Source organism: Paraburkholderia sp. J76 (assembly GCF_905220295.1).
Classification (GTDB): domain Bacteria; phylum Pseudomonadota; class Gammaproteobacteria; order Burkholderiales; family Burkholderiaceae; genus Paraburkholderia.
Window position 1 is genome coordinate 57469 of the sequence record NZ_CAJMZJ010000022.1, and the last position, 19556, is coordinate 77024.

A 19556-nucleotide genomic window follows, 5' to 3' on the forward strand; every position below is an offset into this window, starting at 1 on the left:
TTTCGCGCAGGGACAAGACTCAAGGCCGCGCGAGCTTCCAGCGCAGCGCGCGGCAAGCAGTGAGCGGCGAGTGAAAACGCACTCGCGGCGCGAATGAAAAGCGCGCGGCGAACACTGTCTTTCACACACGCTCTCGATGTCGCGAAGACCTTCGAAGCACATCGCACATGCGAAGAGAGCACGACGAATCAGCGCTCTCTAAACAGGACTCATGCGATGCAATCGACACAGAGCGATAACAAAGTGTTGTATCGAGGTCGCAACGCGAATCGAAAACAGGATTTTTCGTGTGCGAACCCTTTTATCGCTCACGAAAAGATGGTACAAACCGATCTAAATTGATGGTGACATTTATGCTCAACTGGGATGACGAGATCACGGCCGTAACTCCGTCGAGCGGTGCGCAGCAAAACGCAATGCGCAACCCCGCGGGTCAGGCTGCCCAGGCTGCCGAGGTGCAGTTTGGTCTGCGTTCCGCTCCTCAGGCTTCCACGGCGACCAACATCTTCGCCAGCGACTTCGCCGTTGCACCGCCGCCGCAAGCGCCGGTCTCGACCGAAGCGCGCGTGAATGTCGCCGACAAGCGCATCATCAACGGCCAGACCGACGTGAATCAGTTGGTCCCGTTCAAGTACAAGTGGGCCTGGGAAAAGTATCTGGCGGGTTGCGCGAACCACTGGATGCCGCAGGAAATCAACATGTCCCGCGACATCGCCCTGTGGAAAGACCCGAACGGTCTGACCGAGGACGAGCGCCGCATCGTCAAGCGCAACCTCGGCTTCTTCGTGACCGCCGACTCGCTCGCCGCAAACAACATCGTGCTCGGCACCTACCGGCACATCACGGCGCCCGAATGCCGCCAGTTCCTGCTGCGCCAGGCGTTCGAAGAAGCGATCCACACGCACGCTTACCAGTACATCGTCGAGTCGCTGGGTCTGGACGAAGGCGAGATCTTCAACGCGTACCACGAGGTCAAGTCGATCCGCGACAAGGACGAGTTCCTGATCCCGTTCATCCAGACGTTGACCGATCCGTCGTTCACGACCGGTACGCTCGAAACCGACCAGACGCTGCTCAAGTCGCTCATCGTGTTCGCCTGCATCATGGAAGGCCTGTTCTTCTATGTGGGCTTCACGCAAATTCTCGCGCTCGGCCGCCAGAACAAGATGACGGGCGCCGCGGAGCAATACCAGTACATCCTGCGCGACGAGTCGATGCACTGCAACTTCGGCATCGACCTCATCAACCAGATCAAGCTTGAAAACCCGCACCTGTGGACCCCGGCGTTCCGTGCGGAGATCACCGAACTGTTCAGGCATGCGGTCGACCTCGAGTACCGCTACGCCGAAGACACCATGCCGCGTGGCGTGCTGGGTCTGAACGCATCGATGTTCAAGAGCTATCTGCGCTTCATCTGCAACCGTCGTTGCCAGCAGATCGGTCTCGATCAGTTGTTCCCGAACGAAGAGAATCCGTTCCCGTGGATGAGCGAAATGATCGACTTGAAGAAGGAACGCAACTTCTTCGAGACGCGCGTGATCGAATATCAGACGGGCGGTGCGCTGTCCTGGGAGTAATCCGGGCGCACTGCGGTGCCAGTCTTTTGGGGTTGCCGCGAGGCGCCGTGCAGGCGCCTCGACCGGCACGATGATTAGGAGCAGGAACGCCTGATGCAAAGCATGCCCGGAGCCAGGTTGGCTCACCGACGTGACAGGCACTTTGCGAACCCTTCAGAGGGATGGGCAAACTTCCCCCCGGAAAAGCGCGCAGGCCTCGCGTGTTGTGAGGCCGCCGCTTTCAACGAACGTTGCCCGGTGTCGGTAGCCGACGCCGGAATGACTCGGCGCGCTGTGCCTCGTGGCACGGCGCGCCTTACCGCATTCATTAGCGTAAGCGCGCGGGATCAGCGTACGCCGATGAATAGCCCGCTTCGCAGCGTGCGCCGTGAGAAGCGTTCGCGGGAAGCGGGTTTTGACGAAGGGTGTAGTTTGAACTGACTCTCATCTGAACCTGAAGGAGAAAAAAATGGCTACTGCCAAGAAGAAACCGGCGGCCAAGAAGGCCGCAGTGAAGAAGGTTGCAGCGAAGAAGGCAGCTCCGGCGAAGAAGGCCGCAGCGAAGAAGGTCGCGGTCAAGAAGGTCGCTGCCAAGAAGGTCGCCGTGAAGAAGGTTGCTGCGAAGAAGGCAGCACCGGCGAAGAAGGCCGCAGCGAAGAAGGTTGCAGCCAAGAAGGTCGCCGTGAAGAAGGTTGCTGCGAAGAAGGCAGCGCCGGCGAAGAAGGCCGCAGCGAAGAAGGTTGCAGCCAAGAAGGTTGCAGCGAAGAAGGCGCCTGCGAAGAAGGTTGCTGCGAAGAAGGCAGCACCGGCGAAGAAGGCCGCGGCCAAGAAGGTTGCAGCGAAGAAGGTTGCAGCCAAGAAGGCGCCTGCGAAGAAGGCTGCTGCCCGCAAGGCCGCACCGGCGAAGAAGGCTGCCTCGAAGAAGGCTGCCAAGAAGGCGCCTGCGAAGGCCGCTGCCGCGCCTGCTGCCCCTGCTGCACAACCGTCCGCGCCCGCAGCAACGGTCAAGACTGCCCTGAATCCGGCCGCAGCATGGCCGTTCCCGACCGGCAGCCGTCCGTAAGCAGTCCGAGACGAAGGAAGCGCGCTGGCTGCATCGTTCGCGCGCTTCGCTCGCCGGGCCGGGCGGCGTCATGCGCAAGGCTCGATCCCGATCCCGTCGCTGGTTTATCCGCGGCGGGATTTTTTTCATCTGGACTTCGTAATAATTATTGAGAGCACGACGTCACGATGAGGTGACGTTCACGCCGCGCGCGGACATGAAAAAAGGCGCATGCACAGGGGAGCACATGCGCCTGAGGTTCCGCATCCGGCGCGAGGCGCCGCTGCGGTACAGGGGAAAGCTTTAGTGCGTGACGCGCGTCACGCCGCCGCTCGAGAGCAGCCGCACGCGGTCGCCCGCGTTGAACACTTCGCCGGTTGCCGTCTGCGTGATGGCGCGGTAGTCGCCATTGTCGAGGCGCACCGTGATCTCGAGGCCGTCACGCATGGCCACGCCATTTTCCACGGCGTTGCCGGCCACCGCGCCCGCAATGCCGCCGATGATGCCAGTGATGATCGAGCCCGTTCCGCCGCCGATCTGACTGCCGGCCACCGCGCCGAGCGCACCGCCGCCGACGGCGCCGAGGCCGCTAGGCTGGCCGTTGTTCGAGCTGATCTTCACCGCGCGCACGCTTTCTACCGTTGCCATACGCACCGATTGCTCGCGCTGCGCCTGCGAGGCCGTGTACACGTCGGCGGAACTACTGTTGTAGGCGCAGCCCGACATCACGAGCGACCCCGCGATCGCGGCTGCAACCATCAGACGACTCTTTATTTTCATTCCCGTAGCTCCAATGGGCGCCGTTCGTGTGCGGCGCCCGCGTTCAGTTCGGCAGTTCGTAGCCGAATGCCTCCTTGAACCGTTCGTTGATCTGCGCCCGCGTAGGCGCATAGTTCTGCGGACCGAGATGCTCGATCTTGAGCGCGCCCATCAGGCTCGCGAGACGCCCCGTGGTGGCCCAGTCGAAGCCGTTCTCGATGCCGTAAAGCAGGCCGCCGCGGAAAGCGTCGCCGCAGCCGGTCGGGTCGAGCACCTGAGCAGCCTTGACCGGAGGAATCTCGTCGATCTTGCCGCCGTGGTAGATCTGCGAGCCTTGCTCGCCGCGCGTGATGATCAGCGCGTCGACATGGCTGGCGATTTCGTCGAACGACCAGCCGGTGCGATGGCTGACAAGGTTGGCTTCGTAGTCGTTGACCGCAACGTAGGTCGCAAGTTCAATGGCGCGGCGCAGAGACGCACCGTCGAAAAGCGGTAGCCCTTGACCTGGATCAAAGATAAACGGCACACCAGCCTTCGCGAACTGTTCGACGTGCTGAACCATGCCGTCGAAGCCGTCCGGTGCGACGATGCCGAGCTTGATGCCGGGCGCTTCGTCGGCGCGGTTCAGATGCGATTGCATCATCGCGCCCGGATGGAACGCGGTGATCTGGTTGTTCTCGAGGTCCGTCGTGATCATCGCCTGTGCGGACCACGTATCGTCCAGCACGCGCACGTGCGCCTTCGAGAGGCCTAGCGTGTCGAGGCGTTCGAGGTAGGGGCGCGCGTCGGCGCCGCCGAGCGTCGCCATGATGCGCGCGTCGCCGCCGAGCAGATGCAGCGAATACGCGATGTTGCCGGCACAGCCGCCGAACTCGCGGCGCATCGTCGGCACGAGAAAGCTCACGTTCAGGATGTGCACCTGCTCGGGCAGAATGTGCTCCCGAAAGCGACCTTCGAAGGTCATGATGTTGTCGTAGGCGAGCGAGCCGCAGATCAGCGTAGCCAAGGCGGGAATTCCTGTAGGGCGTGGTAGGGGAATGGGCGGCGCACCGGCCTGCGCATTGGCATCAGCAAACAGGCTCTGTGCGTGTGCGCCGCCGCCGGATTACTTCAGCGCGGCGAGTGCGGCGTCGTAGTTCGGTTCGTTCTTGATTTCGCCCACGCGCTCGGCGTGCAGGACGTTGTCGTTTTCGTCGAGCACGACGACGGCGCGCGCGGTCAGGCCGGTGAGCGGGCCGCTCGTGACGTCCACGCCGTAGGCCTGCGCGAAGTCATGGCCGCGGAAGGTGGAGGCGGTGACCACGTTGGCGATGCCTTCGGTCGTGCAGAAGCGCGCGGCGGCGAACGGCAGGTCGCCCGAGATCACGACGACCGCCGTGTTGTTCAGGCCGGCGGCAGCTTCGTTGAACTTGCGCGTGGAGGTGGCGCAGGTGGGCGTGTCGAGGCTCGGCACGATGTTCAGCACCTTGCGCTTGCCGGCGAAATCGGCGAGCGAGACAGGCTTCAGATCCTTGCCGACGAGCGAAAACGCGGGGGCCTTCTGCCCGACGCTCGGGAAGGTTCCGGCGACGTCGATCGGGTTACCGCCTAGCGTGACTTGACTCATGATGTGCTCTCTCCGGGAATGCATGTTGTGGTGAACGGCGCGCCCGCTGCGATGGTGAAAGCGGCGGGACGCCGGGAAACACGCGGGGCACGCCGGTGCGCCCGCGCACAGACGAAAAATCAGGGGTAGAAAATTTCGATGCGGAAGTTCGACGCCACCACGTCGCCCGTGTCGAGCCGCACGATCATCGTCTGCGTGGTGCGGGCGGGCAGACCGGCTTCGATCGACGTGCCGGGCGTGACGTAGTCCTGCGGCCACAGCACGCGCCGCACGACGATGTTGTTCTGCCGGTCGAGCAGCGAAAGCTCGATGGCCGGGTACGCGAGCGCCACGTTGAAGCGGTTGCGCAGCGGCACTTTCAGTTCGAGGTGATGCGGCTCATTGTCGACCTGGCGAAGATCGGACGGCTCGACCAGCAGGCCGTCGATGTCGCGCGGCGGCAGCACGCGGCAGCCGAGTTGCTCGCACGCCTGCTGATAGAGCGGCTGCGAGTCGGGCCAATAGACCATGACCGTTTCGCGCTGCCACCATGCAAGCTGCACGAGGAGCAGCGCGAACAGCAGGATGGCGATGAGCGTGCCGAGAATGCGCCAGAGGAGGCCGCGCGAGCCGCGCGGGCGAGCGGGCGCTTCGCGGGTGACGGCGAACGGCGACGTGCCGTCGTTGGGCGAGAGCGCGCTGAACGCGGGTTCGGGCGCGGCTTCGCGCGTGCGAGGGCCGAGCGCGGGTTCCGGGTCGTTCATGTGAGCCGCCGCCGATGCTTCGTTGGCCGAAAAGGTCGGCTCGGTGGGGCCGCTCGTACCAAGGTTCGGCTCGCTGCGCGTCCAGCGCGCGGCGGGCGGGAACGGCTCGGCGGCCTCGGGCGGCGGTGCCGGCGTCGCTGCGGGTGTTGATGGTGCTTCTGCCGGCGCGGGCGGTGCCTCTTGCGGCGCGCGCGCAAGCGTCGGTTCATCGTCGAAGATGATGCGGGACTCGACTCCACGCGTGACACCGGGCGTGGCGCCAGGAGCGATGCTCGCCCCCGGTAGTTTGTCGGCGTTGTATTTCAGGCGCGGATCGAGCTGGCTGTCCGCGGGCGGCGCCCACGGGTCCCACCCGCGATTCGCGAAATCGGGTGTGGCGCTCAGTTGCGGAGGCGGCTCTTGCGACGGCGCCGCGGCCGCGGGTTGTGCCGCCAGGCCGGGCTGCTGAACATCGGGCTGCGAAGTCGATGGCGCAGCAAAGTGCGAAGCAGGCCCCGGCGGGGCCGAGGTCAGGCTCGCCGCGATCTCGGCAGCAACGGGCACGGCGCGCGTGAAGTCGCCGCCTTCGGGCATCTCGTACAAACTGCCCGACGCGTCGAACGCTTCCTGACAATGTCCGCAACGCACGAGGCCGCGCCGCACGGCGAGCTGCGTGGGCTGGACGCGGAATACGGTTTCACAGAAGGGGCAGCGCGTTGCCAGAAGCATGTGGGCCGAGGATCTGGGTAGACCGGAGGGTTGGTGATACCCGCATTCTACTGGCAATCCACCGCAGTCTACGACTCCGGTCTCGCCGCCTGGGGCGCGATCAGGCTCGCGCGAGCCCGATCGGAACGAAAAGGGATTATGCGGGGGATTACACGCGCCGCGTGCCCGCGAGGCAGACCCATCCCTCGTGTTCGCGCCACACCGAGATGTCGATCCACTGCGCGTACACCTGCGCGACTTCATCGGCCTGGCGCGCGAGGATGCCCGACAGCGCGAGGCGTCCGCCCGGCTTGACGCGCGACGAGAGCATCGAGGCCATCAGCTTGAGCGGATTCGACAGAATGTTGGCGACGACGATGTCGAACTCGCCCGGCGGGCAGTCGTCGGGCAGGCCGTAGGTGACTTCGGCGCGATTGCGCTCGCTGTTGTGACGCGCGGATTCGACCGCCTGCGGATCGATGTCGATGCCGATCACCGGATGCGCGCCGCACTTCTTCGCGAGGATCGCGAGGATGCCCGAGCCGCAGCCGTAGTCGAGCAGCGAATTGCCGGGCTGCACGTGCTGTTCGAGCCATTCCATGCACAAACGCGTGGTGGGATGGCTGCCCGTGCCGAACGCGAGGCCGGGATCGAGTTCGAGCACGAGCGCGCTGGGATCGGGTGCGTCGTGCCACGACGGCACGACCCAGATGCGCTCGCCGATGGGGATCGGGTCGAACTGCGATTGCGTGAGACGCACCCAGTCCTGCTCCTCGACTTCGCGCAGCGAGAACTTCGGCGTTTCGGCGAGCGCCAGTTCGTTCGAAGCGGCCGCGAGCAGCAGCGCGGGATCCTGATCGGCGCCGATCAGCGCGATCACGCGCGAATGCTGCCACGCGGTGCGCTCGGGCGTGAGGCCCGGTTCGCCGAAGAGCGGTTGCTCGTCGGGCGTATCGGCGTCGGCGTCTTCCACCGACACCGAGAGGGCGCCAAGCTCGATCAGCGCGTCGGAGAGTTCTTCGGCGCGGTCCCGCTCAAGCTCGACGATCAGTTCCCGGTAGCTCATGAATTACGCTTCGTCCTTCTTCACAGCCTGACGTTCCGCCAGACGGCTTTCGAGGTAGTGAATGCTCGTGCCGCCTTCGACGAACTTGGCGTCGAGCATCAGCTCGCGGTGCAGCGGGATGTTGGTCGAGATGCCTTCGACCACCATTTCCGAGAGCGCGATGCGCATGCGCTGAATGGCCTGCTCGCGCGTGGCGCCGTAGGTGATCAGCTTGCCGATCATCGAATCATAGTTCGGCGGCACGAAATAGCCATTGTAGGCATGCGAATCCACGCGCACCCCGGGACCGCCCGGCATGTGCCACGAGGTCAGGCGACCCGGCGACGGCGTGAACTTGAACGGATCTTCCGCGTTGATACGGCACTCGATCGCGTGACCCTTCAACTGGATGTCGCGCTGGCGGAACGACAGCTTCTCGCCCGCGGCGATGCGGATCTGTTCCTGCACGATGTCGATGCCCGTGATCAGCTCGGTGACCGGGTGCTCGACCTGCACGCGCGTGTTCATCTCGATGAAGTAGAACTCGCCGTTTTCGTAGAGGAATTCGAACGTGCCCGCGCCGAGGTAGCCCATCTTCTTGCAGGCGTCGGCGCAGCGGTCGCCGATGCGGTCGAGCAGGCGGCGCGCGATGCCCGGCGCCGGCGCTTCCTCGATCACCTTCTGGTGGCGGCGCTGCATCGAGCAGTCGCGCTCACCGAGCCACACGGCGTTCTTGAACGAGTCGGAGAGCACCTGAATCTCGATGTGACGCGGATTCTCGAGGTACTTCTCCATGTAGACCTGCGGGTTGCCGAACGCGCGGCCCGCTTCTTCCTTGGTCATGTTGACCGCGTTCACGAGCGCCGCTTCCGTATGCACGACGCGCATGCCGCGACCGCCGCCGCCGCCCGAAGCCTTGATGATGACGGGGTAGCCGATCGCGCGCGCGATCTTCACGATTTCTTTCGGATCGTCCGGCAGCGCGCCTTCCGAGCCCGGCACGCAGGGCACGCCGGTCTTGATCATCGTCTGCTTGGCCGTGACCTTGTCGCCCATCATGCGGATCGTTTCCGGGCGCGGGCCGATGAACGTGAAGCCCGATTGCTCCACGCGCTCGGCGAAGTCGGCGTTCTCGGAGAGGAAGCCGTAGCCGGGGTGGATCGCTTCCGCGTCGGTGACTTCGGCCGCGCTGATGAGCGCCGGCATGTTCAGATAGCTCAGGTTCGAAGGCGCCGGGCCGATGCAGACCGCCTCGTCGGCGAGCTTCACGTACTTGGCTTCCTTGTCGGCTTCCGAATAGACGACGACCGTCTTGACGCCGAGTTCGCGGCACGCGCGCTGGATGCGAAGCGCGATTTCGCCACGATTGGCAATGAGGATTTTTTCAAACATGGTGGGTATTCGACTCATCAAAGGGCGTCGCAAGTCGTATATGCGCACGCCTCAGAGGATCGGTCGCGCGCGTCGCCGGGATGGGGCGACAAACGCGACAAACGCGGCGCGGCCCCAAAAGATGGCTGCTGCCGCGCGCAGAAAAGCTTAGGCGATCACGTAGAGCGGCTGGCCGTATTCGACTGCCTGGCCGTTCTCGACGAGGATTTCCTTGACCACGCCGGCCGTGTCCGACTCGATCTCGTTGAGCAGCTTCATCGCTTCGATGATGCAAAGCGTCTGGCCTTCCTTGACCGTGTCGCCCACTTGCACGAACGGGTCGGCGCCCGGCGACGGCGCGCGGTAGAACGTGCCCACCATCGGCGAGGTCACGACGTGGCCTTGCGGCACGGCGGGCGCTGCGGGCGCCGCGGCGGCTTCGCCGACATGGGCGGGCGCGGCGAGCGGCGCACCCATGGCCGGCGCCGCGTATTGCGCGGGACCAGGCTGCACGTAAACGGGCGGCGCGTTCTTGACGATGCGCACCTTGCCTTCACCCTCGGTCACTTCGAGCTCCGAGATGCCCGATTCGGAGACGAGGTCGATCAGAGTCTTCAGCTTACGTAGATCCATGGTGCAGCCCCTTTTGCTTTGAATACGTGAAGTGCCGGGGCGCGCGCGTCCCGACACGGGTTGTTGTTCAGGTATTGACGGTCATCGCGCGCGGGAATCAGGCCGCCGACCGGGCAGCGAGCCGGTCGAGCGCGAATTCGAGCGCGTAGAGATAACCCTTCCAGCCGAGGCCGCAAATCACACCTTCGGCCTGGTCGGAAAAATACGAGTGGTGCCGGAAGGACTCGCGGCGATGCACGTTCGAGAGGTGAATCTCGACGAACGGAATGCCGACGCCCGCCAGCGCATCCCGGATCGCGACGCTCGTATGCGTGTACGCGGCCGGGTTGATCAGGATGAAGTCGGTTTGCTCGGTGCGGGCCGACTGGATGCGGTCGACCAGCGCGCCTTCGTGGTTGCTCTGGAAGGTCGCGAGTTCGACGCCGGCGTCCGCCGCGCGGTCCGAAAGCGCCTGATCGATCTGCGGCAGCGTCACGCGCCCATAGACCTCCGGTTCCCGGGTGCCGAGAAGATTGAGGTTGGGGCCGTGCAGAACCAGCAGTCGCGTCATGGTCGCTTCTTTTTCCGTGGAATTGCGCGAACTTTAGCGCCGATTAGAGAAATTTGTCTAGTTTTCCGATACGGGGATATGGCCCCGACAGCGCCGCGCAACGCCGCTCTGAGTTCATCTTCAGTCAAATGACGGGATTTTCACGGCAAATCCTGCGATTGGGCGCCTAAGATCTTGTCAGACGTTCTGCTGCGTCAAAGCGCGTCGAGCGTGCGCCGAAGCTCGTCGGGCTTGATTTGCCCTAATTTTGTCGCACGAACGGCGCCGTTCGCGTCGATTACGACGGTGTAAGGTAAGCCGCCCGCATTGTTGCCGAACGCGCGCGCGACGTCCGCGCCGCCGAAGCCCGCGATGTAGATCGGGTAATCGACAGGCACCTTCTTGAGGAATGTCTTGATGTTCGCCGCCGAATCCACGCCCAGGCCGACGAACTGAATGCCTTTCTTCGCGTACTCGCGCTGGAGCGCGGAAAGCTCCGGCATTTCCTCGACGCAGGGGCCGCACCACGAGGCCCAGAAGTTGACTACGATCGGCCGGCCCTTGTAGATGGCGAGCGATTGCGGCTTGCCGTCCGGGTTCGTGACCGCCGCCGACCAGAGCTGGCCGACCGCGTCCTGCTTGCCGCTCGCCGAGGGCGCGCTTACCGAGGCTGCGTCGGCCACGCCGGCGCTGCCGCTCGTGGCCCAATGCCCCGCCAGAATGCCGCCGCCCGCGGCGATCGCCGCCACTGCCGCGCCGGCCAGAATCCGCTTCGTTTTCATCGCTGCCGTTTTCAGGTTGTGGAAGAAGTGGCGCCGCTCTCGTCGATCAGCGCCTGAAGGGCCTGCGCACTGGCGCGCGGGAGTCTGCCCCGCGCGTCGGCGCGCACGGCGCCGCGCAAGTCGTCCGTATTGTAGAGCGCAACGTGGATGCCAACCGGCTCCTCGGAGCGCGAGGGACGCCACATGAAGCTGAGCGTTTCCACGAAGCCGCGCGCCGCGAAATGCCGGGTTTCCGATACGTCGTACTGCACGTTCGCATTCAGAAGCCAGATCGCGACATCCTTCGCGTTGTCACAAAAAATCTGCAGATGGATGTCGGAGTGCTCGCCTGCCGTGCCGTTGAGCACCGCGCCGGTCAGGAACGGATTGAACGCTTCCAGCCGCTGCATCCATTCGAGCGCGATTTCGCGCAGGCGGCGCAGCACCGCGGGTTGGCTGTCGCTCTGAAAGAGGGCCTGATATTCGCGGATCTCTTCCTCGATCTGATCGTTATCGGGCAGCCACGTGCCTTCGATACGCGTTTCCCCAGCCACCTGCCGGGCTGCCTTGCGTTTGGCGGTGGCGTAGTCGAGGCCATCCTCGGCGATCATCCTTGCTGCCGCGAGGGCGATTTCCTCGCGCACGCGCTGGGGATCGAAATGTGATCTGCGAACCATCCTTTAATGATACTAGAGATCGCCGTGGGCTCCGCCGCACCACCGCACCGCATCCGGCGCCCGGATCGCCAGGGGTTTTCCGTCGGCGCGGCGGCCGAGGTCGAGCCAATACGGCTCGGGGCCTCGGGTACAATACCCGTCTTCGCTGCGGCGGCGCAGGACTGCCGGCGTTTCAGCTTCTCCATCCTTCAACCTGATCAACCGATCAACGCGTTCACGACGCCCGCGCGGCGCGACAGGCTTATGCACATCCATATCCTCGGCATCTGCGGCACGTTCATGGGCGGACTCGCGGTGCTCGCGCGCAGCGCGGGCCACACGGTGACCGGCTGCGACGCCGGCGTGTACCCGCCGATGAGCACTCAGCTCGAAGCGCAGGGCATTCGCCTCATCGAGGGTTACGACGCAAGCCAGACCGAACTCAATCCCGATCTCTACGTGATCGGCAACGTGGTCACGCGCGGCAACCCGCTGATGGAGGAGATTCTCAATCGCGGTTTGCCGTATACGTCGGGGCCGCAGTGGCTCGGCGAGCACGTGCTGCGCGACAAGTGGGTGCTCGCCGTGGCGGGCACGCACGGCAAGACCACCACAAGCTCGATGCTCACGTGGCTGCTCGAAGACGCGGGGCTCAATCCCGGTTTCCTGATCGGCGGCGTACCGCTGAACTTCGGCGTGTCGGCGCGCCTGACCGATTCGAGTTTCTTCGTGATCGAAGCCGACGAGTACGACACGGCGTTCTTCGACAAACGCTCGAAGTTCGTCCATTACCGTCCGCGCACGGCGCTGCTCAACAATCTCGAATTCGATCACGCCGACATCTTCCCCGATCTCGCCGCGATCGAAACGCAGTTTCACCACCTCGTGCGCACGATTCCGGGCGTGGGCCGTGTCGTCACGAACGGCCGCTCGGACGCGCTCGAACGCGTGCTCACGCGCGGCGTGTGGAGCGACGTGGAGCGCTTCGGCGTGGACGGCGGCTGGCAGGCGCTGCCTGCCGAAGACGGCGTGGCCGTGGACGAGCGCTTCGCCGTGTATCACAACAGCGAGCGCGTGGGCGTGGTGGACTGGCAGATCCAGGGCGAACACAACCGCCTGAACGCGCTCGCGGCCATCGCGGCCGCGCGCAGCGTCGGCGTGCCGCCCGCGCAGGCGGCGGCTTCGCTTGCCACATTCCGCAACGTGAAGCGCCGCATGGAAGTGCGTGGCAGCGTGGACGGCGTGACCGTCTACGACGACTTCGCGCACCATCCCACGGCCATCGAAACGACGATCGCCGGCCTGCGTACGCGCGTAGGCCACCAAAACACGCGCATTCTCGCCGTGCTGGAGCCGCGCTCGAACACAATGAAGCTCGGCGTGATGAAGGCGCAGTTGCCCGCCAGCCTCGCCGACGCCGACCTCGTGTTCGGCTACGGCGCACCGAGCGGCAAGGACGCGCTCGGCTGGGATCTCCCCGGCGCCCTCGCGCCGCTCGGCGAGAAGGCCCGCGCGTTCAACGATCTCGAAGCGCTCGTGAAGGCGGTTGCCGCCGCCGCGCGCCCCGGCGACCAGGTGCTCGTGATGAGCAACGGCGGCTTTGGCGGCGTGCATCAAAAGCTGCTCGATGCGCTTTCGGCGCGCCCGGCAAGGAGCACGGCGTGATCGTCTATCTGCACGGCTTTCGTTCGTCGCCGCAGTCGTTCAAGGCGCGCCTGCTGGCGGCGCGCCTGGACGAACTCGGGCGCGGCGGCGAATGGCTGTGCCCGACGCTGCCGGTTTCGCCGAAAGAAGCGATCGAACTCACCGAGCGCGAGATCGCCGGGAAGCTGAAAGAAGGCGAGCGCGTCACGCTCATCGGCAGTTCGCTTGGCGGTTACTTCGCCACGCATCTCGCGCAAAAGCACGGCTGGCGCGCCGCGCTGCTGAACCCCGCCGTGGTGCCCGAGCGCGACCTGTCGAAGTATCTCGGCGAGCAGCCCCTGTGGCACGGCGGCGGCAGCATCGTCGTCGAGCCGCACCATCTGGATGAACTGCGCGCGCTGGCCGTTACGACCGTGACGCAGCCCGCGCGCTACTATCTGTTGGCCGCGACCGGCGACGAAGTGCTCGATTACCGCGAGATGCTCGCGCACTATCCGGGTGTGCCCACACACCTGATCGAAGGCAGCGATCATGGCATCAGCGAGTTCGCGGATTACGTCGACGAAGTGATCCGTTTCTGCGACGCCGCCTGATGCGTGCGAACGCCTATATGTATACAGCACCGCCCGCGCGCCGCGCCGGCGGTGGAAGCCAGTCTGAACGAGAGTATTGAGTGAACGTTTTCTTTGAGGAATCGGGCAGTTTCAAGGCCGGCAGCGTGCTGTCGCGTCAGGGCGACGCGTTTCAGGTCGAGCTGCCGGGCGGCCGGCGCGCCAAGGTGCGCGCGAAAGACGTGCTGATCGAGTTCGATAAGCCGGCTGCGAGCGAACTGCTGGAACAGGCGGACGCCGCCGCCCAGGAGATCGATCTCGACTTCCTGTGGGAATGCGCGCCCGCCGAGGAATTTGCCTATACGGCGCTCGCGAGCGAGTACTTCGGCGAAACCTACGGTCCCGTCGAGCGCGCCGCGCTCGTGCTGCGCCTGCATGGCTCGCCCGTGTACTTTCGCCGCAAGGGGCGCGGACAATATCAGCGCGCGCCCGAAGAGCAGCTCAAGATGGCGCTCGCCTCGCTCGAGCGCAAGCGTCAGCAGGCGCTGGTTCAGGCCGGCTACGAAGACGAACTGAAGGCGGGCAAGCTCCCCGAAGCGTTCAAGGGCAAGGCGCTTGGCCTGCTCACGAAGCCCGACAAGAATTCCATCGAATATAAGGCGCTCGAAGCGGCGGCCGCCGCGCGCGGCATTTCGATGCCGCGCCTCATGCTCGAAAACGGCGGCATTGCTTCGCCGCGCGCGCTGCACGAAGCGCGCTTCCTCGCGGAGTTCTTCCCGCACGGCACGGGCTTTCCGCCCGTCGAAGTGGGCACGCTGCCCGAGGATCTGCCCGACGCCGCCGAGCATGTGCAGGCGTTCTCGATCGACGACGTCACGACGACCGAAATCGACGACGCGTTTTCCATCGAGCATCTGGCCGACGGCCGCGTGCGCATCGGCATTCACATCGCGGCGCCGGCGCTGGGCATTCAGCGCGGCGATACGGCCGATACGATCGCGCGCACGCGTCTTTCGACGGTGTACATGCCTGGCGACAAGATCACGATGCTGCCCGACGATTTCGTCGACGCGTTCACGCTCAAGGAAGGCGGCCTGCGTCCGGCGCTGTCGCTGTACTGCATCGTGAACCGCGAGACGCAGGAGATCGTCGCGACCGAAACGCGCGCCGAGCGCGTGTTCGTGAAGAACAACCTGCGTCACAACACGCTCGACGAAGTCGTCACCGAAGAGACGCTCGCGGCGGGTACGGGCGAGTATCCGCACAAGGACGACATCGCCGTGCTGTGGCCGTTCGCGCAGGCGCTGTTCGAGAAGCGTCAGCAGGCGCGCGCGGGTTACGGGCTGCGTCGCGAAGTCCAGCGCAACACCGACTTCAACTTCTACGTGGAAGGCGAGCATGTGACCATCTCGCCGCGCCGCCGGGGTTCGCCGTTGGACCTGATCGTCGCGGAACTGGCGATTCTCGCGAACTCCACGTGGGGCGCGTTCCTGCACGATCATGGCGTGCCAGGCATCTATCGTTCGCAGCGCGCGTTCGGCGCGCCGAGCGGTCCCAAGCGCACGCGCATGCAGACCAACGCCGCGCCGCACGAAGGTCTGGGCGTCTCGCAGTACGCGTGGAGCACGTCGCCGCTGCGCCGCTATGTCGACCTCGTGAACCAGTGGCAGTTGCTTGCGTGTGTGGAGCACGGCGTGGCCGCGAAGCTCGTCGCGCCGTTCAAGCCCAAGGACGCCGATCTGTTCGCGGTCGTGCAGGGCTTCGACGAGACCTACTCCGCTTACGCCGACCATCAGCGCCGCATGGAGTACTTCTGGTGCCTGCGCTGGCTGCAGCAGGAAATGCGCGGCGAGGGGGATGCCGGGTCGGGCCGCGAAGGTGGCCGCGAGCCGCGCCGCGAATTCCCGGCGAGCGTGGTGAAGGACGACCTGGTGCGCTTCGAGGAAGTGCCGCTGCTCATGCACGTGCCCGCGCTCGGCGTGCATGCGCGCGGCACGCGCCTGATGATGGAAGTGCTCTCGATCGACGAGCTGACCATCGAGGCTTCGGTGCGCATGCTGCGCGTGCTCGACGCGCCCGTCGTGACGAGCGGCGAGCAGGCCGAAGAGGATGCGGGCGAAGACGAAGAGCTGATCGAAGCCGCCGACGAATCGGCGCAAAGCGAAGCGGAAGCCGTCGCGGAAGCGGGTGAGGCAGAAGGCGAGGCGGCAGGCGAAGGCGATGCGCCCGCCGCAGAAGAGCAATCGAGCGAGCAGCACGCCACGGAGCCGCGCGGATGAGCGTCAGCGAATCACAGGCGGACCGTTACGCCGTAGTCGGCAATCCGGTGGCGCACAGCAAGTCGCCGTACATCCACGCACAGTTCGCGCTGCAAACGGGCGAGCGCGTCGAATATGACCGCCTGCTTGCGCCGCTCGACGGTTTCGTCGAGCACGTACAGGCATTTCGCGCGGCGGGCGGCCGCGGACTGAACGTGACCGTGCCGTTCAAGCTGGAAGCCCACGCGCTTGCGCACAAGCTTTCGCCGCGTGCGGCGGCGGCGGGCGCGGTGAACACGCTGCGCTTCGACGCAGACGGCATCTTCGGCGACAACACCGACGGCTTCGGTCTCGTGCGCGACATCGAGGTGAACCTTGGCGTTTCGCTCGAAGGCGCGCGCGTGCTGCTGCTCGGCGCGGGCGGCGCGGCGCGCGGCGTCGTGCTGCCGATGCTCGATCGCCGACCGCGCGAGATCACCATCGTGAACCGCACGGCGCCCAAGGCGCACGCGCTCATCGAGCAATTCGCGAGCGCGGCGGGCGAGTTCGGCTGTCTGCTCAACGGCGGCGGTGCAGAAGCTGTTTTTCGCGACCCGGTCAATCCCAAACCCTACGACGTGATCGTGAACGCGACGGCGGGCAGCCTCGACGCGGCGTTGCCCGAATGCGACGACCGCGCGTTCGGCACGGGCACGCTCGCTTACGACATGATGTACGGCGCGCAGCCCACGGTGTTCATGCGCCATGCGCAGACACTCGGCGCGCGCGCGGCGGACGGCCTCGGCATGCTGGTCGAACAGGCCGCCGAGTCGTTCTTCGTGTGGCGCGGCGTGCGCCCCGATGGCGCGCCGGTGCTGGCGGCATTGCGCGCGCAACTCGCCGCGCAGGCGGCTTAAGCGCCAGGCGCTTCGCGGCCAAAGGAGACGACGCCATGCGCAGGCAAGCCATCGGTGCGCAGGCTACGGCGCCCGCGAGCGGCAGCGGGCGGCGCGCGCAGTCCGGAAAACGTCCGGGAATGCGGCGCTGGCTCGTCTGGATCGTCTGCGCGTTCGCGATTGCGTGGATCGCCACGCAGCTTTTCTATTTCGCGCAAATCGCGCTCTGGAATTTCGTCGATCCGCAAACCACGGCGTTCATGCGCACCGACGCCGCGCGTCTGACTTCCGGGCGTCCCGATCTTTCGATCCAGCACGAATGGGTGCCGTACGACCAGATTTCGCGCAACCTCAAGCGCGCGATCATCGCGTCAGAGGACGCGAACTTCGTCAACAACAACGGCTACGAAACCGACGCCATCCTCCAGGCGTGGGAAAAGAACCAGAAGCGCGGCCATATCGTGCGCGGCGGCTCGACCATCACGCAGCAGCTCGCGCGCAACCTGTTCCTCTCGCGCGAGCAGAGTTATATCCGCAAGGGCCAGGAATTCATCATCACGTGGATGCTGCAGACGCTGCTCGACAAGGAGCGCATCTTCGAGATCTATCTGAACTCGGTGGAGTGGGGCAATGGCGTGTATGGCGCCCAAGCCGCCGCGCGCTACTACTACCGCACGACGGCGGCGAAGCTCACGCCCTGGCAGTCGGCGCGGCTCGCGGTGATGCTGCCGCGTCCGAAGTACTTCGACGAGCATCGCAATTCGGCATATCTCGCGCAGCGTACCGCCGTGATTGCGCGGCGCATGGGGGCGGCCGAGTTGCCGCATTGACGCATTGGGTTACTGGCGCGCAAGCCGCGCGTTATCCGGCATCGGCATGTTGAAGTTGGTGCGAAACGGATTGATGTCGAGGCCGCCGCGCCGCGTGTAGCGCGCGTAGACGGCGAGCCGGTCCGGTTTGCACTCGCGCAGGATGTCCATGAAGATGCGCTCGGCACATTGCTCGTGAAAGCCTGTGTGATTGCGATACGAGATGATGTAGCGCAGGAGGCCTGCCTGATCGATCTGCGGCCCGACGTAGTGGATCTGCACGCTGCCCCAGTCGGGCTGGCCCGTCACGGGACAGTTCGACTTGAGCAGGTTCGAGATCAGCGTTTCTTCCACGGGCGCTTCGTCGAAAGCGGCTTTGAGCAGCGTCGGCTCCGGGTGATAGATTTCCGTGTCGAGATCGAGGCGGTCGAGCGAGAGGCCGTCGAATTCCTCGAACGGGATCTTGCCGAACGCGCCCGGCTGGTCGAGCCGCACCGATACCGATGCGCCGCACGCCGCCGTCACGTCGCGCCTGATGGTGTCGCGCACCACGTCGGCGGATTCGAACGGCGTTTGCGCGAACGAGCCCAGATAGAGCTTGAACGACTTCGATTCGATGATGTTCGGCGAGTCGGCGGGAATGAAGAACGTGGCGATCGCGATCTGCGGCTTGCCGCGCGCGTTGAGCCACGAAAGCTCGTAGGCATTCCAGATGTCGCTGCCGAAGAAGGGCAGTTGCGCGCCGATGCCGATCTGCTCGCGCGCGCCGGCGCGCGGGATCGGGAAGAGGAGCGAGGCGTCGTATTGCTCGGTGTAGGTGGAGGCCTTGCCGAGCGGCGATTGGTCAGGAGTCATGATGCGTTGGCTTCGGTTGCGAGATTGATCACGCCGCTTGCCACGTGCCCGGTGGCCGTGACCGAGCGCGCGGATTCGCAGTGGCGGATCTGGTCGTCGAAGAAAAAATCGGGTTCGAACTCGCGCAGGAACGGGCCTTTGTCGAGTCCGCCAAGGAACATCGCTTCGTCGATCTCGATGTTCCAGGCCATCAGCGTACGGATCGCGCGCTCGTGCGCCGGCGCCGAGCGCGCGGTGACGAGAGCGGTGCGGATGCGCATTTGCGCGTTCGCGTCGGCGAGCTTTTGCAGCCCGTGGAGCGCGGCTAGCAGCGGTTGCAGCGGGCCTTGCGCGAGCGGCAGTTCGCGGTTGTCGCGCTCGTGGCTCACGAAGGCGCTCAAGCCTTTGCTCTGGAAAATCTGCTCGGCTTCGTCTGAAAACAGCACGGCATCGCCGTCGAACGCAATGCGAATTTCGTGCGCGTTGCGTTCCGCCATTGTCGCCGATTCCGGAAAGACGCGCGCGGCGGGGAAACCTGCGTCGAGCGCGCTCCGCACGTCGGCCGGGTTCGCTGAGAGAAACAGCGACGCATTGAGCGGCTTGAGGTAATGCCAGGGCTCGCGCCCGCGCGTGAACACGCCGCGCTGGATGTCGAGCCCGTGCTCGCGGCACGAACTGAACGCGCGCAAGCCGCTGATGGGATCGCTGCGCGAGAGGATCACGACTTCCACGTGACGCGCGCGGCTGTTTCCATATGAGTTGAGCGCGAGCAGCTTGCGCATCAGCGCGAACGCCACGCCCGGCCGCGCGGGCACGTTCAGGCGCTCGCGCTGGAGCGTCTCGTAGGCTTGCAGGTCGCCGGCCTCGAATATGCGGTTTTCCTCCTCGAAATCGAAGAGCGCACGCGACGAGATGGCGACGACAAGCTTGTCGGAAAGCGAAACGGACACGATGGCCGCCCGTTACGCGAGAAAGAGCCGGTACGCCGGGTTCTGCGTCTCTTCCCAGTGCGGATAACCGAGCGTGGCGAGGAAGCGGCGGAACTCGGCGTCCTCGGCGGCCGGCACCTGGATGCCCACCAGAATCGAGCTGTAGTCCGCGCCCTGGTTGCGGTAGTGAAAGAGGCTGATGTTCCAGTTCGGCGCCATCGACGAAAGGAAGCGCATAAGCGCGCCCGGGCGCTCCGGAAACTCGAAA

Annotated in this window: 20 protein-coding genes and 1 pseudogene; 8 read left to right on the forward strand and 13 right to left on the reverse strand. The window is 65.2% G+C overall.

The window, feature by feature from the left end:
- Positions 1 to 353 precede the first annotated feature (353 nt).
- The 3 genes from U5768_RS30050 to U5768_RS30060 all read left to right on the forward strand — a co-directional run bounded on the left by U5768_RS30050 (position 354) and on the right by U5768_RS30060 (position 2619).
- Positions 354 to 1577, forward strand: coding sequence for a ribonucleotide-diphosphate reductase subunit beta (locus U5768_RS30050; protein ID WP_322033952.1), 1224 nt, complete (start codon positions 354 to 356; stop codon positions 1575 to 1577).
- Between the two features lie 93 nt (positions 1578 to 1670).
- A complete protein-coding gene (locus U5768_RS30055; RefSeq protein ID WP_322033953.1) occupies positions 1671 to 1997 on the forward strand; it encodes a hypothetical protein in 327 nt (108 codons plus the stop codon).
- A 28-nt stretch (positions 1998 to 2025) separates the two neighbouring features.
- Positions 2026 to 2619 (forward strand): histone H1-like DNA-binding protein, encoded by a 594-nt coding sequence (locus tag U5768_RS30060; protein WP_322033954.1) that lies wholly within the window; start codon positions 2026 to 2028, stop codon positions 2617 to 2619.
- A 282-nt stretch (positions 2620 to 2901) separates the two neighbouring features.
- Here U5768_RS30060 and U5768_RS30065 read toward each other — a convergent pair whose 3' ends face one another.
- From U5768_RS30065 to U5768_RS30110, 10 genes are all read right to left on the reverse strand, one after another.
- Positions 2902 to 3378, reverse strand: coding sequence for a glycine zipper 2TM domain-containing protein (locus U5768_RS30065; protein WP_322033955.1), 477 nt, complete (start codon positions 3376 to 3378; stop codon positions 2902 to 2904).
- 43 nt (positions 3379 to 3421) lie between these two features.
- Positions 3422 to 4363, reverse strand: a complete 942-nt coding sequence (locus U5768_RS30070) for a carbohydrate kinase family protein (RefSeq protein ID WP_322033956.1) — start codon at positions 4361 to 4363, stop codon at positions 3422 to 3424.
- Between the two features lie 99 nt (positions 4364 to 4462).
- Positions 4463 to 4963 carry a thiol peroxidase gene (tpx, locus tag U5768_RS30075; protein WP_322033957.1) on the reverse strand — a complete coding sequence of 167 codons (501 nt, stop codon included), beginning with the start codon at positions 4961 to 4963 and terminating at the stop codon, positions 4463 to 4465.
- A gap of 119 nt (positions 4964 to 5082) precedes the next feature.
- On the reverse strand, positions 5083 to 6414 hold the full coding sequence (locus U5768_RS30080) for a zinc-ribbon and DUF3426 domain-containing protein (RefSeq protein WP_322033958.1): 1332 nt from the start codon (positions 6412 to 6414) through the stop codon (positions 5083 to 5085).
- A 148-nt stretch (positions 6415 to 6562) separates the two neighbouring features.
- On the reverse strand, positions 6563 to 7459 hold the full coding sequence (gene prmA, locus U5768_RS30085) for a 50S ribosomal protein L11 methyltransferase (protein WP_322033959.1): 897 nt from the start codon (positions 7457 to 7459) through the stop codon (positions 6563 to 6565).
- A gap of 3 nt (positions 7460 to 7462) precedes the next feature.
- Entirely contained in the window at positions 7463 to 8830 is a 1368-nt protein-coding gene (gene accC, locus U5768_RS30090) for an acetyl-CoA carboxylase biotin carboxylase subunit (protein ID WP_116614794.1), read from the reverse strand.
- A gap of 147 nt (positions 8831 to 8977) precedes the next feature.
- Positions 8978 to 9442, reverse strand: coding sequence for an acetyl-CoA carboxylase biotin carboxyl carrier protein (gene accB / locus U5768_RS30095; RefSeq protein ID WP_322033960.1), 465 nt, complete (start codon positions 9440 to 9442; stop codon positions 8978 to 8980).
- A gap of 97 nt (positions 9443 to 9539) precedes the next feature.
- A complete protein-coding gene (aroQ, locus tag U5768_RS30100) occupies positions 9540 to 9992 on the reverse strand; it encodes a type II 3-dehydroquinate dehydratase (protein ID WP_322033961.1) in 453 nt (150 codons plus the stop codon).
- 194 nt (positions 9993 to 10186) lie between these two features.
- On the reverse strand, positions 10187 to 10753 hold the full coding sequence (locus tag U5768_RS30105; protein WP_322033962.1) for a TlpA disulfide reductase family protein: 567 nt from the start codon (positions 10751 to 10753) through the stop codon (positions 10187 to 10189).
- A gap of 11 nt (positions 10754 to 10764) precedes the next feature.
- Positions 10765 to 11409 (reverse strand): UDP-N-acetylmuramate--alanine ligase, encoded by a 645-nt coding sequence (locus U5768_RS30110; protein WP_322033963.1) that lies wholly within the window; start codon positions 11407 to 11409, stop codon positions 10765 to 10767.
- Between the two features lie 243 nt (positions 11410 to 11652).
- Between U5768_RS30110 and mpl the strand changes: the two genes are divergently transcribed.
- The 5 genes from mpl to mtgA all read left to right on the forward strand — a co-directional run bounded on the left by mpl (position 11653) and on the right by mtgA (position 17546).
- Complete coding sequence (gene mpl, locus U5768_RS30115; protein WP_322033964.1) at positions 11653 to 13053, forward strand: UDP-N-acetylmuramate:L-alanyl-gamma-D-glutamyl-meso-diaminopimelate ligase; 1401 nt, start codon at positions 11653 to 11655, stop codon at positions 13051 to 13053.
- Complete coding sequence (locus tag U5768_RS30120; RefSeq protein WP_322033965.1) at positions 13050 to 13625, forward strand: YqiA/YcfP family alpha/beta fold hydrolase; 576 nt, start codon at positions 13050 to 13052, stop codon at positions 13623 to 13625. The genes mpl and U5768_RS30120 overlap by 4 nt, the downstream gene beginning before the upstream one ends.
- Positions 13626 to 13705: 80 nt before the next feature.
- Positions 13706 to 15862, forward strand: a complete 2157-nt coding sequence (locus U5768_RS30125) for a ribonuclease catalytic domain-containing protein (RefSeq protein ID WP_322033966.1) — start codon at positions 13706 to 13708, stop codon at positions 15860 to 15862.
- Positions 15859 to 16737, forward strand: coding sequence for a shikimate dehydrogenase (gene aroE / locus U5768_RS30130; RefSeq protein ID WP_322033967.1), 879 nt, complete (start codon positions 15859 to 15861; stop codon positions 16735 to 16737). The genes U5768_RS30125 and aroE overlap by 4 nt, the downstream gene beginning before the upstream one ends.
- Positions 16738 to 16856: 119 nt before the next feature.
- A complete protein-coding gene (gene mtgA, locus U5768_RS30135) occupies positions 16857 to 17546 on the forward strand; it encodes a monofunctional biosynthetic peptidoglycan transglycosylase (RefSeq protein WP_322033973.1) in 690 nt (229 codons plus the stop codon).
- Positions 17547 to 17555: 9 nt separating this feature from the next.
- On the opposite strand, the gene queF is transcribed toward mtgA, so the two are convergent.
- The 3 genes and pseudogenes from queF to U5768_RS30150 all read right to left on the reverse strand — a co-directional run.
- Positions 17556 to 18380: an NADPH-dependent 7-cyano-7-deazaguanine reductase QueF gene (gene queF, locus U5768_RS30140; RefSeq protein WP_322033968.1), complete on the reverse strand. Its 825-nt coding sequence runs from the start codon at positions 18378 to 18380 to the stop codon at positions 17556 to 17558.
- Positions 18377 to 19309 (reverse strand): 5'-nucleotidase, encoded by a 933-nt coding sequence (locus U5768_RS30145; protein WP_322033969.1) that lies wholly within the window; start codon positions 19307 to 19309, stop codon positions 18377 to 18379. The genes queF and U5768_RS30145 overlap by 4 nt, the downstream gene beginning before the upstream one ends.
- A 12-nt stretch (positions 19310 to 19321) precedes the next feature.
- Positions 19322 to 19556, reverse strand: a pseudogene (locus U5768_RS30150) (threonine ammonia-lyase, biosynthetic); the annotation flags it as partial.

Coding starts and splice junctions, on each gene's coding strand:
- mpl (WP_322033964.1), top strand. CDS start 11,653: ATGCACATCCATATCCTCGGCATCTGCGGCACGTTCATGGGCGGACTC.
- U5768_RS30050 (WP_322033952.1), top strand. CDS start 354: ATGCTCAACTGGGATGACGAGATCACGGCCGTAACTCCGTCGAGCGGT.
- U5768_RS30060 (WP_322033954.1), top strand. CDS start 2,026: ATGGCTACTGCCAAGAAGAAACCGGCGGCCAAGAAGGCCGCAGTGAAG.
- U5768_RS30065 (WP_322033955.1), bottom strand. CDS start 3,378: ATGAAAATAAAGAGTCGTCTGATGGTTGCAGCCGCGATCGCGGGGTCG.
- accB (WP_322033960.1), bottom strand. CDS start 9,442: ATGGATCTACGTAAGCTGAAGACTCTGATCGACCTCGTCTCCGAATCG.
- U5768_RS30080 (WP_322033958.1), bottom strand. CDS start 6,414: ATGCTTCTGGCAACGCGCTGCCCCTTCTGTGAAACCGTATTCCGCGTC.
- prmA (WP_322033959.1), bottom strand. CDS start 7,459: ATGAGCTACCGGGAACTGATCGTCGAGCTTGAGCGGGACCGCGCCGAA.
- U5768_RS30110 (WP_322033963.1), bottom strand. CDS start 11,409: ATGGTTCGCAGATCACATTTCGATCCCCAGCGCGTGCGCGAGGAAATC.
- aroE (WP_322033967.1), top strand. CDS start 15,859: ATGAGCGTCAGCGAATCACAGGCGGACCGTTACGCCGTAGTCGGCAAT.
- accC (WP_116614794.1), bottom strand. CDS start 8,830: ATGTTTGAAAAAATCCTCATTGCCAATCGTGGCGAAATCGCGCTTCGC.
- U5768_RS30105 (WP_322033962.1), bottom strand. CDS start 10,753: ATGAAAACGAAGCGGATTCTGGCCGGCGCGGCAGTGGCGGCGATCGCC.
- aroQ (WP_322033961.1), bottom strand. CDS start 9,992: ATGACGCGACTGCTGGTTCTGCACGGCCCCAACCTCAATCTTCTCGGC.
- tpx (WP_322033957.1), bottom strand. CDS start 4,963: ATGAGTCAAGTCACGCTAGGCGGTAACCCGATCGACGTCGCCGGAACC.
- mtgA (WP_322033973.1), top strand. CDS start 16,857: ATGCGGCGCTGGCTCGTCTGGATCGTCTGCGCGTTCGCGATTGCGTGG.
- U5768_RS30055 (WP_322033953.1), top strand. CDS start 1,671: ATGCAAAGCATGCCCGGAGCCAGGTTGGCTCACCGACGTGACAGGCAC.
- queF (WP_322033968.1), bottom strand. CDS start 18,380: ATGACTCCTGACCAATCGCCGCTCGGCAAGGCCTCCACCTACACCGAG.